The sequence below is a fragment of the Microvirga vignae genome (assembly GCF_001017175.1).
GTDB lineage: Bacteria > Pseudomonadota > Alphaproteobacteria > Rhizobiales > Beijerinckiaceae > Microvirga > Microvirga vignae.
Genome location: NZ_LCYG01000015.1, coordinates 1 through 18,805, shown reverse-complemented (window position 1 = coordinate 18,805; position 18,805 = coordinate 1). Strand labels below are relative to the sequence as shown.

The window sequence follows — 18,805 nt, the reverse complement described above, 5'->3', positions numbered from 1 at the left end:
TCTCGAGGTCGCGAGCTATCGAACCTCTATAATGCCACTTAATATCCAGTTCGTGAAGGGGCGCGACAAACCCACCCAGGCTTTCAGCGGCAATGATCTAAGCAGAATGGCGGAGTGAAGTCATTACCGCGAAAACGATGCTGGTACAGGATATTAGCTGGTTTGCTGGCTATACCAGTATGAGGTCACTTGAGGCTGAAGACCCCTGGTGCGCTTCAGGTATCGGAAACCGCAGCAGCAATCCTTGGAGCGAGGGAGCCGTGAAGAATGGCGGAGGGCTTGCCGGAGGCGATCACCCTGCCATCGGCGACGAAGACCATCTGGTCGGCCAGATCGGCCACATCCTCAGGCGTGTGGATCGTCATGAGGATGGTCACGGGGCGTTTCCGGCGCAGTTCGCCGACGAGCTGGACCATGTCTCGGCGCAAACCCGGATCGAGGCTGCTGAAGGGCTCGTCGAGCAGGATCAGCGGGCGGCCCGACACAAGTGCACGCGCCAGCGCCACACGCTGCCGCTGTCCGCCCGACATTTCGCCAGGCTTTCGCGTGCCGAAGCCCTTCAAGCCTACGGCTTCAAGCATCTCTTCGATGAGCGCTTGCTCATCGTTGGACATGCGTAGCGAGGGACGGATGCCCAGAGCGACGTTCTGCGCAGCTGTCAGATGCGGAAAGAGATTGTGGTCCTGAAACACGATTGTCGCAGGACGCTTGGCGGGTTCGAGCGGCAGTAAGTCTAATCCACCGAAGGTGAGCGTGCCGCTCTCTGGCGTCTCGAAACCCGCGATCATGTGCAGCAAGGTGGTCTTTCCACCGCCCGATGGGCCGATGACGGCGCAAAGCGCGCCGCTCTTCACGTTCATGGTGTAATCGGCCGAAAAGTCGGGCCAGGTAAGGCGGCAGTTTTCAATCACCAGCATGGGACAAGCGACCTGAAACATAAGCGAGGAGAAAGGCGACGAGCACGATGAAAAGGCCGATGGCCGATGCTTCGTCGAGCCGATACGCTCCCAGATTCTCGAACAGAAGATAAGGCAGGGTGATGAGTTCCTGTCCGCCGAACAGAGCGATGATGCCAAAATCGCCGAACGAGAGTGCCATGGCCAATGCGAAGGCCGCGCCGAAGGGGCGCTTGAGCAAAGGCCAGTCCATAATGGTGAGTTTCTTCAAGCCCGTGATGCCAAGCGAAGCAGCCACGCGGCCATAGCGTTCTTCGGTCGTCAGAAGACGAGGGGCGAGGGAGCGGTAAGCAAAGGGAATGGCAGCCAGCCCGTTCATGAGCGGCAGAAGAACGATCCCGATCGATGAAGGATCGGCCAACCGCCTCGCCATGAGAAACAGCCCTGCCGTCAGCGCGAAAGGTGGCACGGCGAGCAGTGTATTGGGAAGAAAGTCATAGAAAGCAGCGATGCGAGGCGAGCGCAGGACGATGCGCCAGCGCCGCGCGGCGGACGCGAGCGCAAGCGCGAGAATGCAGGCAATCGCCGCAGCAACGACTGCAATCACGATGCTCGTGATGAAGGCCTGCAGAAAATCAGCGTCGATGACATTGGCTATATGGCTCAGCCCGCTCAGTAGGCTCAGAGCCAGAGGGGCGATGAACAGCGTTCCTGCCACCAGCACGACAGTGTCGAGAATTATCAGGCGTCCGTCTCGTGCATCGGGACGCCGGATCAGGCCGCGAACGGTATGGGACGTGGGAGGTCTCTTCAGGGCCCAAGTGAGAAGGCCAGTCAGCGTCAGGCAGATGACCAGTTGGATCAGGGAGAGCCAAGCCGCACGGCCGAAATCGAGGTCGATTTTGAGCGCTTCATAGATGGCGACTTCGAGAGTGGATCGGCTCGGCCCTCCGCCGAGCGCCAGCACGATGGCGAAGCTTTTGAAGCACAGCAGGAACACGAGTCCTGCCAGACCTGGCAGTTCTGCATGCAGAACGGGCCAGTCGAGATGGCGAAAAATCTGTGCGGGTGTGAACCCGAAAGCCGACGCAAGACGCCAATGTTCCGCAGGCACGAAGTTCAACGGGTCGAGAAGGATGCGGGCCACGAAAGGCGCATTCAGAAAAATATGAGCGATGAGGATGCCGGGATAACCGAAGATGCTGAAGCTGTCCTTCCATCCGAGAAGAGACACCATATCGGCCATCCAGCCACTGCGCCCATAAACGGCAAAGACCGCAAAGACGGCGACGATGGTGGGGATCACCATCGTGGTGCCCAGCAGCGCCAGAATCATGTCACGCGCTGGAAAGCGGCGGCGTGCCAGCGCGAGCGCCAGGGCAGTTCCGAGAACAAGTGAGAGAATCGTAGAAAGCGCGGCCTGGATGATGGAGAAAGCGAGGATACGCCACAAATAGGGGCCGATGGAGAGAAGCGTAGGCTTCTCTCCACCGACAGTCGCAAGAGCAAGGAAGCCACCCACAACCAGGGCTACGATGGCAAAAGCCACGAGACTTCCAGGATGGGGCAGCTTCCTCGCCATCATCATGCTTCAGCGCGCGGTGGCGTTGAGCCAAGCGTCGGTGAAGGCACGGCGGTTCTGCTGCACTTCCTCTGGCGTGAATAGCAGGGCCTTCTGAGGCTGTATAAGATCCCTGAAGGAGGCGGGCAGTCCCGGTGCCGGATTTTTGGCCGGCATCATCCAGTTGCCTTCGGGCATGGCGGACTGGAAGGGCTCGCTCAGCACAAAGGCCATGAACTTCTTGGCAAGCTCCGGCTGCTCCGACGTGCGTGTCATGCCGGCAAGCTCGACGTGCAGGTAGTGCCCTTCCGTGAAAGAGGCCGCCTTGTAGTTGTTCTTCTTCTCCGCAGAGATGTGATAGGCCGGCGACGTCGTGTAGGACATCACCATATCCGCTTCGCCTTTCAGGAACAGTCCATAGGCCTCCGACCATCCCTTCGTGAATGTCACGATGCGTGGCTTCAACCGCGCCCAGGCTTCACCTGCCTTGTCGCCATAGACCTTCTGCATCCACAGCAGTAGGCCGAGGCCCGGCGCACTGGTGCGCGGATCCTGCAGCACCACCTTCGGACCGTTGGGATTCTCGACGAGCTCCTTCAGGCTCTTGGGCGGATTGGGCAGCTTGTCGGCATCGTAAACGAAAGCGTAAAAACCCCAGTCGAAGGGAATGAAGGTGTCGTCCTCCCAGGAGATCGGAAGGGACAGGTCCTTCACGTCCGCTCCATGCGGTGCAAAGAGGTTGAGCGACTTGGCTTCAGCCGCAAGGTTCATGTCGAGGCCGACCACGACATCGGCCTTCGTGTCGTTGCCTTCGAGGCGCAGGCGTCCGACAAGACTGCCCGCGTCTTCCGCGGTCACCCAGTTGAGCTCACAGGCACAGGTTGCCTCAAACCGCTCCTTGACCGTTTTGCCCGGGCCGTACTTTCCGGCAAACGAGCTGTAGGTGTAGACCGTCAGAACGGGCTTGCCCTGCGCGAAAGCGACATTCATCGCCAGGCAGAGCGAGGCAAGTGTGAGAAGAAGTCGGCGTAACATCAAGTTTTCTCCCATGCATGATGCAAGCCGGGTTGGCGGCACAACTCGCACGGGGCGCAGCTTTCTCTGCGATGTCGCATGCTCATTCCCTCCGCCGGCATGACCCGGATCAGGTTCGACGGGTCGGCGGCCCAGCCACCTCTCAGCCTCGTATGAGGCTCCCCGTGAGACAGAATGGGTTCTAGAGCAGTTCACGGCACGACACAAGATGAGGACTAGGCCGTTCAACCCAGGGCTGTTCCACCTTGCCCTTGCGGCAGATCTTCGATTCTGTTTGGATTAGAAGGAACTTGTGGATGTTGCGCACAATGAGCCTCCCCCAATCTTGTGATGTTGCCGTCATCGGACTCGGTGCCATGGGCTCCGCCGCCCTCTACCAATTGGCCAAGCGAGGCGTGAGGGCTGTCGGTATCGACCGTTTCGCTCCTCCTCATGACCAGGGTTCAACGTATGGCGAGACGCGGATCACCCGTCAGGCCGTCGGCGAAGGCGAGGTCTATGTGCCGCTTGTGCTCCGCTCCAACGAGATCTGGAAAGAGTTGGAGGCCGAGACCGGAGAGCAACTCCTCACGCGAAGCGGATGCCTCATCGTAGAAACGACCGCTCCTGTTTCCAACGGCACGATCCGCGCAGCATTCCTGGCGCGCACGCAGAAGGCGGCGATAGCCTACAACATTCCTCACGAGATGCTGGATGCCCCGGAGATCCGCCGTCGGTATCCGCAATTTACGCCACGCGAGGACGAGATTGGTTATTTCGAACCAGGCGGAGGCTATCTCAATCCCGAACGCTGCGTTGCCGTCCAATTGGAACGCGCACGTGCTCTCGGAGCCATAACGCAACTTGGAACGCGCGTGCTCTCCGTTGCACCAGATGGCGACGGCGTGCGGGTCGTCACGGAGCAGGGCGAGCTTCTGGCTGCACAGGCCATCATCTCCGCCGGGTCCTGGGCGCCGTCGCTGCTGGGAGGTCCTTTCACGCGGCTGCTTTCTCCCAGTCGCCAAGTCATGCACTGGTTCGAGGTCGATCCCAGTTACGCAGAGCATTGGGCTAAAAGCCCGGTCTTCATCTGGTCGCATGGATCAAGCCCCAATGATTTATTCTACGGTTTCCCATCCTTGAGCGGCAGCAACGCCATCAAGACAGCCGGTGAGCAATATGATGCGTTCGTTCATCCCGATAAGATCGAGCGGGCCGTCGCTCCCGCAGAATCCGCGGCCATGCGCAACGAGCACTTGGCAGGTCGCGTCCAGGGCTTGAGGCCTCATGCTCAGCGAGCCATGACTTGTCTTTATACTGTTACCCCTGATTCCAACTTCCTGATCGACCGACATGCCGAGAATGATCGGATCCTCGTGGTCTCTCCCTGTTCGGGGCACGGATTCAAGCATTCCGCAGCCATTGGCGAAGTCGCTGCACAATGCATCGTCGATGGGAGGAGTAGGATTAATATCTCCGCATTTGGCCTCGCGCGGTTCGAGAACCTGATGAGCCAGAGGGCTTCCGCGGCAGAATGAATTTTCATTGATGATAGGGTGCGACAATGCGTGCCGACAACGCGTGCCATCCATGCCTGGAATTGGCGCGGACGCCATGCTGGTGCTCGAAAAAAGTCGCAACCTTCACCATTCGCATCAACGAAACGATTGAGGTGAGACGCTCAAGCACAGGTTCGTCGGAGAGCGTCTTGGCCTTCAAGGATCAAGGCAGGTTCAAGGAGGATCGATCTGCCAATCCCGGATTGGCGAATATTGGCTGGAATCCTCGGGCTCGGATCGACGGTCGGGCTGGGCGGATGATCGTGATCAGCGATGCCCTATCCGATCCGCGAGTTGCACACAACGTGGATGTTTTCGTGGCTTTGCAGACCATCGGCAACATCACGGTCTCGCTCGTCAAGGAAGGACAGCTGCGGGCATCTCTCTGTGTGATCATGTCGCCAAACGGTATTGGAGCCAGAGCGAGATCGAGTTGTGCCGGGACGTGGCTGAACGCACATGGTCAGCGGCTGATAGGGTTCGATCGGATGCCTGCCAGCGCTTGCTGATCAACGAACTCAACCATCGCGTCAAGAATACGCTGGCGACCGTTCAGTCGGTTGCCGCGCATAGCTTCAACATCGGCGATCCGAATGCTGCACCTGCAGCGTTCGAGGCGCGGCTGTTCGCTCTATCCAAGACGCATGACGTTCTGACCCGGTAGAATTGGGAGGGCGCCAACCTGCGCGATATCGTGCAGGAGGCCCTGGCCCCTTGTCAAAGGGACAATATAGAGCGTATCAAGATCAGGGCCGAGTCAATTCAGCTCCCGCCCAGGGTGGCCTTGCCGTTCGCGATGGCGCTGCATGAGCTTGCAACGAATGCGGTCAAGTATGGCTCGCTCTCCGCAGAAGCCGGCGAGCTCCAGATCATTTGGAATCTGATCAAAACAGATGAAGGGCCGCAACTGTCGCTCACATGGACGGAAACAGGTGGGCCATTGACATGGAAGCCCACTCGCAAGGGCTTCGGTTCACGGCTGATTGAGCGCGGTTTGAGCCGGGAATTGGGCGGATCGGTCACTCTCGATTATCGGCCTACGGGACTCGTCTGTACCTTCAGCTTCCCTCTCCCCGAGGCTGAAACCGTCGATTACCACGCAGCACGGGCGAAGCTCGCATGAGAGGCGATCACCTCGCTCTCATGCGATCATGATATTCGCCGTCTCTTCATCAGAAACGATCAGCGACGCGCGTTCTTGTCCTTCACCGAGGATGTCATTCCGGCACGACGCAGAGCATCCGCCAAGGCGCCTCCAGACGCTGCCGAACCTGCCGAAGTCGCAGGCTTCTTCTCCGCTTGAGAACGATGCTTTTGGAAAGCGCCACGGTTCTCGTCGGAACGGCCGGCCGGACGTTTCCCCGTAGGGTCGCTCATGCGCATCGTCAGCGAAATGCGCTTGCGCGGAATATCGACCTCAAGCACCTTCACCTTCACGATGTCGCCGGGCTTCACCACGTCGCGTGGATCTTTCACGAAGGTGTCCGACAAAGCGGAGATGTGCACGAGGCCATCCTGATGAACGCCGATATCGACGAAGGCACCGAAAGCGGCAACATTCGTCACCACGCCTTCCAGCATCATTCCCGGCCTCAGATCGCCGATCGTCTCGACACCTTCCATGAAGGTCGCTGTCTTGAATTCGGGGCGAGGATCGCGGCCCGGCTTTTCGAGCTCGGAGAGGATATCCTTCACGGTCGGCACTCCGAATTTCTCATCCGTGAAGCTCTCAGGCTTGAGCTTTTTCAGCACGCCGCCATTGCCGATCAGAACCTTGATGTCGTTCTTCGTCGATTCGAGAATGCGACGCACGACGGGATAGGCCTCCGGGTGAACGCCGGAGGCATCAAGCGGATCGTCACCATTCGGAATGCGGAGGAAGCCCGCTGCCTGCTCGAAGGTCTTCGGACCGAGGCCCGGTACATCGCTCAGCGCCTTGCGCGTCTTGAAGGGGCCTTTGGCGTTGCGGTGGTCGACGATGTTCTTCGCCACCCATTCGCCGAGACCCGAGACCCGTGAGAGAAGCGGGGCGGAGGCAGTGTTGAGATCGACACCCACCGCGTTTACGCAGTCTTCCACGACGGCATCAAGAGAGCGCGAGAGTTTGTATTCGGCGAGATCGTGCTGGTACTGGCCGACGCCGATGGATTTGGGGTCGATCTTCACAAGCTCCGCCAGAGGATCCTGCAAACGGCGCGCGATGGAGACCGCACCGCGCAGCGAGACATCGAGATCCGGCAATTCCTGGCTCGCATAAGCGGAAGCCGAGTAGACGGAAGCACCTGCTTCCGAGACCATGATCTTCGTGAGCTTCAGGTCTGGGTGCTTGGTCACCAGCTCGCCCGCGAGCTTGTCCGTCTCACGCGAGGCGGTGCCATTGCCGATGGCGATGAGCTCCACCTTGTGCACGCGGCAGAGGCGAGCGAGCGTCGCAAGGGATTCATCCCATTGGCGCTTCGGCTCGTGCGGGTAGATCGTGTCGGTCGCAACGACTTTCCCCGTAGCGTCTACCACGGCGACCTTCACGCCCGTGCGATAGCCCGGATCGAGCCCGAGCGTCGGACGTGTGCCGGCGGGAGCCGCGAGCAGAAGATCGCGCAGGTTACCGGCGAAGACCTTCACGGCTTCGTCTTCGGCGAGCTGCCAGAGCTTCATCTTCATGTCGAGTTCGATGGAGAAGCGCAGCTTCGTACGCCAAGCCCAGCGCACCGTATCGAGAAGCCACTTGTCGCCGGGGCGGCCCTGATCGCTGATGTTGAAGGCAAGTGCCGTGCGGCCCTCGTAGCGGCTGACATAGCCGGGCTCTGCCGCGTCCTTGTCCTCTTCCATCCGCAGATCGAGGATCTCCTCCTTCTCGCCGCGGAAGAGCGCGAGAATGCGGTGCGAGGGGAGCTTGGTGAGAGGCTCCGCAAAATCGAAGTAATCGGAGAATTTCGCGCCGTCCGTCTGCTTGCCGTCGCGAACCTTGGACGTCAGGCTGCCGCGCTCCCAGTAGATCTCGCGCAAGGCACCCAGGAGTTCTGCGTTTTCCGCGAAGCGCTCAACGAGAATGGCGCGCGCGCCTTCAAGGGCCGCTTCAGGAGTCGCGACCTCCTTCTCGGCATTCACGAAAGCCGCGGCCGCTTCCTTCGGCTCGCGCTTGGGCTCAGCGAGGATCAGATCGGCGAGAGGCTCGAGGCCCGCCTCCTTGGCGATCTGCGCCTTGGTGCGGCGCTTGGGCTTGTAAGGAAGGTACAGGTCTTCGAGGCGCGCCTTCGTGTCGGCATTGTTGATCTGTAGCGCCAGCTCGTCGGTGAGCTTGCCCTGCTCGCGAATGCTGTCGAGGATCGTCTTGCGGCGGTCTTCCAGCTCGCGCAGGTAGCGCAGACGCTCCTCAAGGGTGCGCAACTGAGCGTCATCGAGCGTTCCAGTGACTTCCTTGCGGTAGCGCGCGATGAAGGGCACGGTCGCACCGCCATCGAGCAACTCGATGGCCGCCTTGACCTGCCACTCCTGCGCATTGAGTTCATTCGCAATGCGCTGACCGATGGATAGCATGGACTTCTCCGCAACAAGCTAAGGCGCGGCTTCTACGGTGTGCGAGCCCCCTGGGTCAACGGTCTATCCCCAGCCCCGGGGTCGCACTGCCCCATGGGAAGGGGTGAGGCAAAGATTCCTCTAAAAACCTCTTGGCTCTTCAGGCCAAGGCGTATAGACCGTCCGGCCCTTCAGCCAGAGTTCGCCGGGTCTCCCCATGTCCGCTTCCCACAATCTTTCCATCGGTATTGATTTCGGCACCAGCAATACCGTGGTCGCGGTTGCCGATTCGCGCGGGCACGTCGAGGCGCTGACCTTCGACCATGGCGGGGAGCGCCTCAAAGTCTATGTCACAGCTCTCTGCTTCTGGGACGAGCGTCACGGCAACGGCCTGCGCACACAGGTCGAGGGCGGCCCCTGGGCCATCGAGCAGTTCCTGGAGGGCTTGGATCCCCACCGTTTCATCCAATCCTTCAAGACCTTCGCTGCCAGCGCGACGTTTCAGGAAACCCGCATCTTCCGCGACCGGTATCGCTTCGAGGATCTGCTGAGCACCTTCTTGCGCACCCTCGTGCGGCATGGCGGCGCGCGGCTCGATTGGGCCGTGCCCAATGTGGTCATCGGTCGCCCGGTGCAGTTTGCGGGCTACAACCCCGACGACGATCTTGCCATGCAGCGCTACCGCGCCGCCTTCGGCAAGCTCGGCGCCGATCACGCGCGCTATGTCTATGAGCCGGTCGGAGCCGCCTTCTTCTATGCACGACAGCTCAACCACGACTCCACCGTTCTGGTCGCGGATTTCGGCGGCGGCACCAGCGACTTCTCCATCATGCGCTTTTCACGCCAGGATGGCGTTCTGCGTGCGGAGCCGTTGGGGCATTCAGGCATCGGCATAGCGGGTGACGCCTTCGATTACCGCATCGTTGATCACGTGGTTTCGCCTCGGCTCGGCAAGGGCGGGCTCTATCGCTCCATGGGAAAGACGCTGTCGATCCCCAACCATTACTATGCCAATTTCGCACGCTGGAACCATCTCGCCATGATGAAGAGCAGCGGCGATCTGAAGGAACTGCGCGAGCTCGCCAGGGCGGCGCTCGAGCCCGAGCCGCTGGAAAAGTTCATCGATATCATCGAATACGATCTGGGCTTTGCCCTTTACCGCGCGGTGTCCGCCACGAAGGTGGCACTGTCCCGCCACGAGGAGACGGAGTTCCGCTTTAAAGGAGAGAGCGTCGATATCAAAGCGCGCATCACCCGCGCCGATTTCGAAGGCTGGATAGCGGAGGATGTCAAGCGTATCGCCGGGACCGTGGACGAGGCGCTCGCCAATTCCGGCGTTTCGGCCTCTGAGATCGACAAGGTATTCCTCACCGGCGGCACCTCCTTCGTCCCCGCCATCCGCCGCCTCTTCGTCGAGCGCTTCGGGGAGGAGAGGCTGACCTCGGCCGACCAGTTCGAGTCCATCGCCTATGGCCTCGCTTTGATCGGGCAGAGCCCGGATCCAGGCCGCTGGGCCGTGGGAGGTGGGGTTTAAGAAGGTGCTTGCCGTCAGGGGTAGATCGGGCATTATCTCGCATCGCACAATTTGCCGAGCGGGAGCCAGTCCCTTGTCCTTGATCAATCCCGATGTCACGCCTGAAAAGGACCTTCCGTTACGCGACGATATCCGGCTCCTGGGCCGGCTTCTCGGCGATACGATCCGCGAGCAGGAAGGCGAGGCGGTTTACGAGATCGTAGAGCGCATCCGCCAGACCTCGATCCGCTTCCACCGAGATGAGGATGAGGCGGCCCGCAAGGAACTCGAGACGATCCTGAACAGCCTCTCGCGCGGCCGCACCAACCAGATCATCCGCGCCTACAGCTATTTCTCGCACCTGGCGAACATCGCCGAGGACCAGCACCACGTGCGCCGGTCCCGAGCCCATGCCATGGCGGGTGCGCATGCCATGACCGCGCCCGAGCCGCGCGAGGGCACCCTGGCGCGGGCCCTGAAGCTCGCGCAAGAAGCCGGTGTCAGCCAGTCTGCAATGCAGGCTTTCTTCGCATCGGCCTTGGTCGTGCCGGTGCTGACCGCGCATCCGACCGAGGTGCGCCGCAAGAGCACCATCGATCGTGAGATGGAGATCTCCCAGATCCTCGCCCAGCGCGACCGCCATGAGCTGACGCCTGAGGAAAAGGCCGCCACCGAGGAGGGGATTCGCCGGGCGGTTCTGACTCTGTGGCAGACGAGCATTCTGCGTCGCAATCGCCTGAAGGTGATCGACGAGGTCGTGAATGGTCTGTCCTACTACGACTACACCTTCTTCAAGGAGCTGCCGCGCGTCTATGCCTCGCTGGAGGACCAGCTCGCAGCTATGGATCCTGTCTGGCAGAGTGTCGAGATTCCTCCCTTTCTGCGCATGGGCAGCTGGATCGGCGGCGACCGCGACGGCAATCCCTTCGTGACGGCGGATGCGCTCAAGCAGGCGCTTCTCTTGCAGAGCAAGCACGCCCTTGGCTTCTATCTGGAAGAACTGCACTGCCTTGGCGGCGAGCTGTCGCTCGATGAGCGCTACGTTAATGTCTCCGAGCAGGTTCGCGAGTTGGCGAAAGCCTCGCCCGATATTTCACCTCATCGGCAGGATGAGCCCTATCGCCGGGCGATCTCGGGTATGTATGCGCGGCTTACGGCAACGGCCATCGGCTTCGGCCATGGCGATGTGGCACGCCACGCGGTAGGCGAGGCTCCGGCCTATGGCAGCGTGGAGGAGTTTGCTGGCGATCTCTCGGTGATCCACCGCTCGCTGGTTTCGAACGGTTCCGGATCACTCGCGCGCGGACGCCTGCGCCGCCTGCGCCGCGCAGTCGATGTCTTCGGCTTCCATCTCGCAAGCCTCGATCTTCGTCAGAACTCCGACGTGCATCAGCGGGTCGTCGCCGAATTGTTCGAGAAAGCCGTTCCGGGAACAGCTTATGAGACTCTTCCTGAAGAGAAGCGTGTTGCGCTGCTTCTCGAAGAACTCAGGACGCCACGCCTCCTGACCTCACCTTATCTCGAATACTCGCAGGAAACGGCGTCGGAACTCGCCATCGTCCATGAGGCGGCTGAAGCGCACAGGCGCTACGGGCAGGCGGCCGTGCCGAACTATGTGATCTCCAAGGCGAGTGATCCCTCCGACATTTTGGAGGTTGCGCTTCTTCTGAAGGAGGCAGGTCTCCTTCGTCCGCGCGAAGGGGAGATGGCTGTCAACATCATCCCGCTCTTCGAGACCATCGCGGATCTACGGAACTGCAGCCGCGTCATGGACGAGCTCTTCGCGCTGCCCGACTACATGCGCCTCTTGCGCAGCCGTGGTCAGGCTCAGGAGGTGATGCTCGGCTATTCCGACAGCAACAAGGATGGGGGCTACCTTACGTCTGGATGGGAGCTCTACAAAGCCGAGACTGAACTCGTTGATTTGTTCCAGCGCCACAGCGTTGCACTTCGTCTCTTCCACGGGCGCGGCGGCTCCGTGGGTCGTGGCGGTGGCCCAAGCTATCAGGCGATACTCGCGCAGCCGGGTGGAGCCGTGCAGGGTGCGATCCGCATTACCGAACAGGGCGAGGTGATCGCGGGCAAATACTCGAACCCCGATCTCGGACGGCGCAATCTGGAGATCCTTGCGGCCGCGACCCTGGAAGCCTCTCTGCTTCATTCAGGTCAACCTGCGCCGCGCGCCGAGTATCTCAATGCGATGGAGGAACTCTCCGAGAGCGCCTACAAGGCCTATCGTGCCCTCGTCTACGAAACAGAGGGCTTCGAGCGCTATTTCTGGGAATCGACGGTGATTGGCGAGATCGCCCATCTCAACATCGGCAGTCGCCCGGCCTCTCGTACGAATTCACGCCGCATCGAGGACCTGCGCGCCATTCCCTGGGTGTTCGGCTGGGCCCAGTGCCGCCTCATGCTGCCGGGCTGGTACGGTTTCGGCTCGGCCGTCGATGCCTTCCTGGAGAAGCACCCGGATACAGGCCTTGCGCTGCTGCAGGAGATGTATCGCGAGTGGCCCTTCTTCCAGGCGCTCTTGTCGAACATGGACATGGTGCTCGCCAAGAGCAACATCGCCATTGCCTCGCGCTATTCCAAGCTCGTGGAGGATGAGGCCCTGCGCGAAGCCATCTTCCCACGCGTGAGACGCGAGTGGGAGGATTCCATCAAGACGCTGCTTGCCATCATGGAGCAGCAATCTCTGCTTGATAAGAACCTGCTGCTCGCACGCTCCATCCGTAACCGGTTCCCTTATCTCGATCCGCTGAACCATCTGCAGATCGAGCTGCTGAAGCGTCACCGCTCCGGTGATGCCGACGAGCAGGTGGTCCAGGGCATTCACCTTTCCATCAACGGCATCGCAGCAGGCCTGCGCAACAGCGGCTGACGGGCGCACCTCGGAACCCTCGTCTTGCCCTTGGGTTGAAAATCGGATGAGCTTGCGCTGGCTTTCTAGAGGCTGGCTCAGGCTTGGCAATGACAACCATGGGAGAGCCTCATGTCCCGAGGTGACAAGTCGGCTTATACCGACAAGCAGAAGCGCAAAGCCGAGCATATCGAGGAATCATACGAGAGCCGTGGCGTCTCGGAGAAGGAAGCCGAGCGGCGTGCCTGGGCAACCGTCAATAAGCAGGAGGGCGGTGGCAAGAAGAGTGGCTCCGGACGGCACTAGGCGGATTGGCAGCGCCTGAGACCCAGAGTCTCTACATACCTTCCATGCACCGGTATGAGGGTAATTTGCCCATATGACCGGTGCATTCGGCGACAGGTCCGTGTATGGAAAGGGCAGGTACAAGAACCCTTCCATGGAGGAAACTTTGCTCACGAGCTCTGCCGCCGGCGTCTATGTCATCTGTCCCACGCCCTTTGAGGGTGATGGGCGACTGGATATGGCCTCCACGGACCGCATGGTCGAGGCATATCTCGAGGCCGGCGCCACGGGCCTCACGATCCTGGGCATCATGGGTGAGGCGCCGAAGCTCGCGGCGGACGAGTCGCAGGCCTTCGTTCGTCAGGTCATGAAAGCCGTGGCCGGACGCGTTCCGGTCATCGTCGGCGTGTCGGCCGCAGGCTTTGCCGCCATGTCGGCGCTCTCCGTCAAGGCCATAGATGCGGGTGCCGCAGGTGTGATGATCGCGCCGCCCTCGATGCTCAGGACCGACGATCAGATCGTATCCTACTATGCGGACGCGGTAGAAGCTATCGGCACTGATGTGCCTTTCGTGATCCAAGATTACCCGCTCACTACGAACGTGGTCATGACGCCGAAGGTGATCATGCGCATTATCGAGCAAAACCCGTCCTGCGTCATGCTCAAGCACGAGGACTGGCCGGGCCTCGACAAGATCACGACGCTGCGCCGCGCGAGCGACAAGGGCGAGGTGCGCCGCGTCTCGATTCTCTGCGGCAATGGTGGCCTGTTCCTTCCCTTCGAGATGGAGCGTGGTGCCGATGGTGCGATGACGGGCTATGCCTATCCGGAGATGCTCGTGGGTGTCGTCAACCTGATCAAGCAGGGCAGGCGTAAGGAAGCGCACGATCTCTTCGATCGCCACCTTCCGCTGGTGCGCTATGAGACGCAGCCCGGCGTGGGTCTTGCCGTTCGCAAATATGTTCTCAAGAAACGCGGCATCATCGCTCACGACACGCTGCGCAAGCCTGGGCCGAAGCTGAGCCCGGAGACGATTTCGGAAATCGATTGGCTGATGCAGCGCATCGAACGCTCGGAATAACAAGGAGCCTGAAAAGCATGAAGACAGGGTTGGAAGGAAAGCGCGCGCTCGTTCTCGGCGCGAGCAAGGGGCTAGGCTTCGGCATCGCTCAAGGGCTAGCGGAAGAAGGTGCGCGCGTCGCCATCGCAAGCCGCACCATGGAAGGCTCGACAACAGCCGCTGACAAGATCGGCCGCGATGTGCTGCCCTTCATTTGCGATACGGGCAAGGTCAATCAGGTCGATGCCCTTGCCAAGGATGTGACGGAGGCTTTCGGCGGCGTCGACATTCTCGTGCTCAACAGCGGTGGCCCGCCTCCTGGCAAGGCTCAAGGAGTGTCGTCCGATCAATGGCGGCAGTCTTTCGACGCGATGTTCGTCAATCTCGTGCGCATCGCCGATCAGCTGCTGCCGGGCATGATCGAGCGCAAGTTCGGACGTATCATTTCGGTGATCTCGTCGGGCGTCATTCAGCCGATCCCGAACCTCGCAATCTCCAATGCCATCCGACCGGCTCTCGTGGGTTGGGGCAAGACGCTCGCAAGCGAGGTGGCAGCCTCAGGCGTGACCGTCAACGCCATTGCGCCGGGTCGCATTGCGACAGATCGCCTGAAGCAGCTCGATGCAGCGAACGCTGAGCGCACGGGCCGCTCCGTCGAGGATGTGGCTGAAGCCGCGCGCGCGGGGATCCCAGCGGGTCGCTATGGCGAGATCGAGGAATTTGCGGCTGCTGCCGTGTTCCTTGCCAGTGAGAAGGCCTCGTTCATCACTGGATCAATCCTGCGCGTCGATGGCGGGCAGATTTCGTCTGTGACTTGATGTCTTAACGAGAGAGGCAGGATCCTGCCTCTCTCTTTTTCGCGATCAAGAGATCGCTCCGGCTGCGTAAAGAGCAATGCCGGCTGCAGATGTGGCAGCCAGGGTCGGCAGCATGCCGAGCTTGAAGCGGAACATGGCGACAATGGCGGCGGCCGCGAGCAGAAGCGCCCAGATGTTGACGCTCTCCCATACCGGCGCATCAAGGGCGATAGGGCCCCATGTAAAGGCATGAACCTCACGAAAGATCGTGTGGATGCCGAACCAGATCGCAAGATTGAGGATGACGCCGACAACCGCCGCCGTGATGGCGGAGAGCGCGCCGCTCAAGGCTCTGTTGCCGCGCAGCATCTCGATATAGGGCGCGCCGAGAAAGATCCACAGGAAACAGGGCGTGAACGTCACCCAGGTGGTGAGCAGCCCGCCAAGCGTTCCGGCGATGAGCGGATGGAGGCTGCCTGGATCGCGGAAGGCCGCCATGAAGCCTACGAATTGCAGCACCATGATCAGTGGCCCAGGCGTCGTCTCAGCCATGCCGAGGCCATCCAGCATCTCACCGGGTTTCAGCCAGCCATAAGTCTCGACAGCCTGCTGCGCGACATAAGCCAATACCGCATAGGCGCCGCCGAACGTCACCATCGCCATCTTTGAGAAGAACAGGGCGATCTGGCTGAAGACATTGCCCATACCCAGCGTGAGCAGAAGCGCAAAGACCGGCACCAGCCAGAGCGCAAGCCATAGAACGGCCACCTGCAGGCTGCGCCAGTTGTTCGGGCGTGCATGATCAGGGAGCTCATCGCCGAGCAAATCAACGGATGCGTCTTGGCGGCTTGCGCCATTGTTCGCCACTATGAGCTGGGGCAGACCAGCTCTCGCGCCGAAAAAGCCAATGACGGCAGCGGCGAGAATAATGATTGGAAAGGGCACGCCGAGAAAGAAGATTGCCACAAAGGCAGCGGCGGCAAGTCCGATCATGATGCTGTTCTTCAGCGCGCGTTTGCCAATGCGGATTACGGCTTCCAGAACGATGGCCAAGACGGCGGCCTTCAACCCGAAGAACAGGGCCGCAACGAAACCGACATTGCCATAAAGCGCATAGATCCAGCTGAGGCCCATAATAGCGATGATGCCCGGCAGGATGAACAATCCGCCGGCCATCAGGCCGCCGAAGGTGCGGTGCATGAGCCAGCCGACATAGGTCGCGAGCTGCTGCGCCTCGGGGCCGGGCAGAAGCATGCAGTAGTTGAGTGCGTGCAGAAAACGTTCTTCCGAAATCCAGCGTTTCTCCTCGACGAGGATGCGGTGCATCACCGCGATCTGCCCCGCAGGCCCGCCGAAGCTCAGAGCAGCGACACGCAGCCAGACCCGGAGGGCCTCGCCTAAGGAGACGCCATGATGAGAGGATCTTCGAGAGCTGCACGCACCTGAGCTCTGCACCGTCACGCGCATTTTACGCTCCCACCTTCTTCGAAGGCCAGTTGTGTGTCTCGTCCGTTGCATCCCGGCACCAGCGATAGAACGCATCGTAGAGCAGGAGCCCGGCCTCAAGTTGAGCAAGGTCGTCGGCGAACATACGGGAAAGTCCCAGGGAAGCCGCAAGCAGACCAGGTGCTTGAGGAGCAAGATCAGGCCGTCCCGTGTCGGCCCCTCTGATGATCGTGGCGAGCCGGAGGAGCGGCTCGGTCGTGAGGCCGAATTCCTGAATCATGACATCGAAGGTGCAGAGCTCGCCGCGGTGACTCCAGAAAACCCCTTCACCTTCGATGTCGAAAGGTGTGGCTCCAAAGCGCTCGGCAACGGCTTGAACTTCGGACGTTGGGACGAACAGAAAGACAGCATTCGCATCGATGAAACGCCGGATGAGCCAAGGACATGCGATGCGATCTATTTTAGGCCGCGAGCGTGTGACCCAAATAGTGCGCCCTTGAGGGTCGCGCGGCGGCAGCACTGCTTTCGGCACCATAGGTAATCCTGCCTGCGACCAGGCCTGAATGCCGCCCTCCAGAACATCTGCGATTATTCCCTCATGGCGAAGCCATGCCGCTACGCCATGGCTGAGCTTGAGGCCTTTCTCGCAAATCGCGACGACGGAGCGGCCAGTGAATTTGTGAGCCCAGTCCGGCACCGCGTCGTGAGGACGGTATATGGTGCCCGGCACGATGCGCGGATTGGCAGCAAAGTCTTCATCCGTGCGGACATCGATGAGAACGGGGCACTTAGGAGTGCCGATGAGACGGGCGAGTTTTTCGACGGAAATGGTGTTGAACGACGACATGGTGCATCCGTGAATTTCTAGAGCGGATGCGATGCTTGGGCATGTCGCCTCGTGGGGAGATCGCAATCCCCATGTGACATATTACATACGAAGCGTGCTGACTTTGTCAATTCAGAATAGATGGAACGGGTCCAGCCGGATCAGTTCAGGCGCCAGGGACGAGGAGTCCGTTCTCAACCAGGGTCGCCCAGGTCTCCTCTGCGCTTTCTGCAAAATGAACGAGTTTGCGATCGTGCTCGCTCACCATGCCGTGCTCCAGCAGGGCATCGAATTTGATGATGGATCGCCAATAGGTCTTATCGAAGAGGACGATAGGGAGAGCCGGAACCTTGCCGGTCTGGCGAAGGGTGAGGATCTCGAAAAGTTCGTCGAGCGTTCCGAACCCGCCAGGGAACACCACCAGCGCATTGGCGCGCATGGCGAGATGCATCTTGCGCATGGCGAAGTAGTGAAAGCGGAAGGTCAGATCCGGCGTCGAGTAAGGATTCGGCTCCTCCTCGTGCGGCAGAGTGATGTTGAAGCCGATGGAAGGTGCGTCGACATCCGATGCGCCGCGATTGGCTGCCTCCATGATGCCCGGTCCGCCGCCCGTTGCGATGACGTTGTCACGCAGCCCGCCGTTAGATGCCAATGCGCCGCCGCGCTGCGAGGCGATCGCTCCGAAGGACCGGGCCTCTCCATACCAGTATGGATGCCGCCCCGGACCGTCCTCGCGAACGCGCGCGCTCCCGAACACGACGATGGTCGAGCGAACGCCCCAGATGCGCAGCTCCTCCTCGGCCTTGGCGTATTCCAGCTGGAAGCGGACGCCCCGCATCGTATCGCCCAGCAGAAAATCTTGATCGAGGACGGCCAAGCGATAGGAGGGAGAGGCCATTTGGGCCGCGTTCGAGGGCTTTCCGGTGTCCATGGGCAGGAGCTCCTGTGATCCTGACCGCGTAAAAGCATATCTTAAGCCGGCGGTTAAGAGCCTAACGGGGCCGGTCGGGAGCTCCTGAGGGCCGGATGGAGGAAACCTCACAGGTTCACCGGGGCTCGGGGGCGGAACACCTATGGGCTCGCCGGGGCTCGGAAAGCCGGGAGTGCCCGGATCGGGATGCACGGGCTGGGCGCCGGGTTGGGCTCATCGGGTTGCTGCGCGTTGGATTGGGCGTGTCGGATACGACCGGATCACTTGTCATGGGCTCCGGTTCTGAACGGAGGATAGCCGGCCTCTGTTCCGAGTTGCGTTCCATCACGCAGCACCTGCTTTTTTATCGCTGGGCTCTATCGTCAAGGTCGCTATATTCACAGCGAAGAAGGGCGATAGAGCCCTTGAGAACCTGAGGGAGCGCCTGCCTGTGAATCACCTGTCTTCGATGAGTGCTGCTGATCTTCTTCCCGTCGATGGATGCCGGGGAGCCCTTGCGGGCCGTGTTTGGCGCCCCGGTCTGGGTCCGTGTGTCGTGGCT

Annotated in this window: 15 protein-coding genes and 1 riboswitch; of the genes, 8 read left to right on the top strand and 7 right to left on the bottom strand. The window is 60.7% G+C overall.

All coding sequences use genetic code 11. The features are described from left to right. Positions 1–215: 215 nt before the first annotated feature. Genes AA309_RS04290 through thiB form a run of 3 tightly spaced genes read right to left on the bottom strand, consistent with a single transcriptional unit; the run spans position 216 to position 3,492 of the window. Positions 216–917, bottom strand: coding sequence for a thiamine ABC transporter ATP-binding protein (locus tag AA309_RS04290; RefSeq protein ID WP_047187761.1), 702 nt, complete (start codon positions 915–917; stop codon positions 216–218). Continuing rightward, positions 904–2,445, bottom strand: a complete 1,542-nt coding sequence (locus AA309_RS04285; RefSeq protein ID WP_160310397.1) for an ABC transporter permease subunit — start codon at positions 2,443–2,445, stop codon at positions 904–906. The genes AA309_RS04290 and AA309_RS04285 overlap by 14 nt, the downstream gene beginning before the upstream one ends. Positions 2,446–2,487: 42 nt before the next feature. Further along, on the bottom strand, positions 2,488–3,492 hold the full coding sequence (thiB, locus tag AA309_RS04280; RefSeq protein ID WP_047187759.1) for a thiamine ABC transporter substrate binding subunit: 1,005 nt from the start codon (positions 3,490–3,492) through the stop codon (positions 2,488–2,490). A gap of 68 nt (positions 3,493–3,560) precedes the next feature. Beyond that, positions 3,561–3,667, bottom strand: a riboswitch (TPP riboswitch). A 133-nt stretch (positions 3,668–3,800) separates the two neighbouring features. Here thiB and solA point away from each other — a divergent pair. From solA to AA309_RS31645, 3 genes are all read left to right on the top strand, one after another. Beyond that, the gene (gene solA, locus AA309_RS04275) at positions 3,801–5,009 is read left to right on the top strand and encodes an N-methyl-L-tryptophan oxidase (protein ID WP_047187852.1); all 1,209 of its coding nucleotides are present in this window, start codon (positions 3,801–3,803) and stop codon (positions 5,007–5,009) included. Between the two features lie 523 nt (positions 5,010–5,532). Further along, positions 5,533–5,694 carry an HWE histidine kinase domain-containing protein gene (locus AA309_RS35060; protein ID WP_160310396.1) on the top strand — a complete coding sequence of 54 codons (162 nt, stop codon included), beginning with the start codon at positions 5,533–5,535 and terminating at the stop codon, positions 5,692–5,694. A gap of 120 nt (positions 5,695–5,814) precedes the next feature. Further along, positions 5,815–6,153, top strand: a complete 339-nt coding sequence (locus AA309_RS31645) for a sensor histidine kinase (protein ID WP_210166508.1) — start codon at positions 5,815–5,817, stop codon at positions 6,151–6,153. 59 nt (positions 6,154–6,212) lie between these two features. Here the strand turns inward: AA309_RS31645 and AA309_RS04265 are convergent, their stop codons facing one another. Further along, a complete protein-coding gene (locus AA309_RS04265; RefSeq protein ID WP_047187758.1) occupies positions 6,213–8,567 on the bottom strand; it encodes a Tex family protein in 2,355 nt (784 codons plus the stop codon). A 196-nt stretch (positions 8,568–8,763) separates the two neighbouring features. Here AA309_RS04265 and AA309_RS04260 point away from each other — a divergent pair, with 196 nt between their 5' ends. From AA309_RS04260 to AA309_RS04240, 5 genes are all read left to right on the top strand, one after another. Next, positions 8,764–10,080: an Hsp70 family protein gene (locus AA309_RS04260; protein ID WP_047187757.1), complete on the top strand. Its 1,317-nt coding sequence runs from the start codon at positions 8,764–8,766 to the stop codon at positions 10,078–10,080. 73 nt (positions 10,081–10,153) lie between these two features. Further along, positions 10,154–12,940 (top strand): phosphoenolpyruvate carboxylase, encoded by a 2,787-nt coding sequence (gene ppc, locus AA309_RS04255; protein ID WP_084730849.1) that lies wholly within the window; start codon positions 10,154–10,156, stop codon positions 12,938–12,940. A 111-nt stretch (positions 12,941–13,051) separates the two neighbouring features. Continuing rightward, complete coding sequence (locus AA309_RS35745; RefSeq protein ID WP_047187756.1) at positions 13,052–13,225, top strand: hypothetical protein; 174 nt, start codon at positions 13,052–13,054, stop codon at positions 13,223–13,225. 133 nt (positions 13,226–13,358) lie between these two features. Next, on the top strand, positions 13,359–14,285 hold the full coding sequence (locus tag AA309_RS04245; RefSeq protein ID WP_047187850.1) for a dihydrodipicolinate synthase family protein: 927 nt from the start codon (positions 13,359–13,361) through the stop codon (positions 14,283–14,285). Between the two features lie 17 nt (positions 14,286–14,302). Beyond that, positions 14,303–15,082: an SDR family oxidoreductase gene (locus AA309_RS04240; protein WP_047187755.1), complete on the top strand. Its 780-nt coding sequence runs from the start codon at positions 14,303–14,305 to the stop codon at positions 15,080–15,082. 45 nt (positions 15,083–15,127) lie between these two features. Here the strand turns inward: AA309_RS04240 and chrA are convergent, their stop codons facing one another. From chrA to AA309_RS04225, 3 genes are all read right to left on the bottom strand, one after another. Further along, positions 15,128–16,528: a chromate efflux transporter gene (gene chrA, locus AA309_RS04235; protein WP_047187754.1), complete on the bottom strand. Its 1,401-nt coding sequence runs from the start codon at positions 16,526–16,528 to the stop codon at positions 15,128–15,130. Position 16,529: 1 nt separating this feature from the next. Beyond that, positions 16,530–17,354 carry a chromate resistance protein ChrB domain-containing protein gene (locus tag AA309_RS04230; RefSeq protein WP_047187753.1) on the bottom strand — a complete coding sequence of 275 codons (825 nt, stop codon included), beginning with the start codon at positions 17,352–17,354 and terminating at the stop codon, positions 16,530–16,532. Between the two features lie 145 nt (positions 17,355–17,499). After that, the gene (locus AA309_RS04225; protein WP_047187752.1) at positions 17,500–18,264 is read right to left on the bottom strand and encodes an LOG family protein; all 765 of its coding nucleotides are present in this window, start codon (positions 18,262–18,264) and stop codon (positions 17,500–17,502) included. Positions 18,265–18,805: the final 541 nt, after the last annotated feature.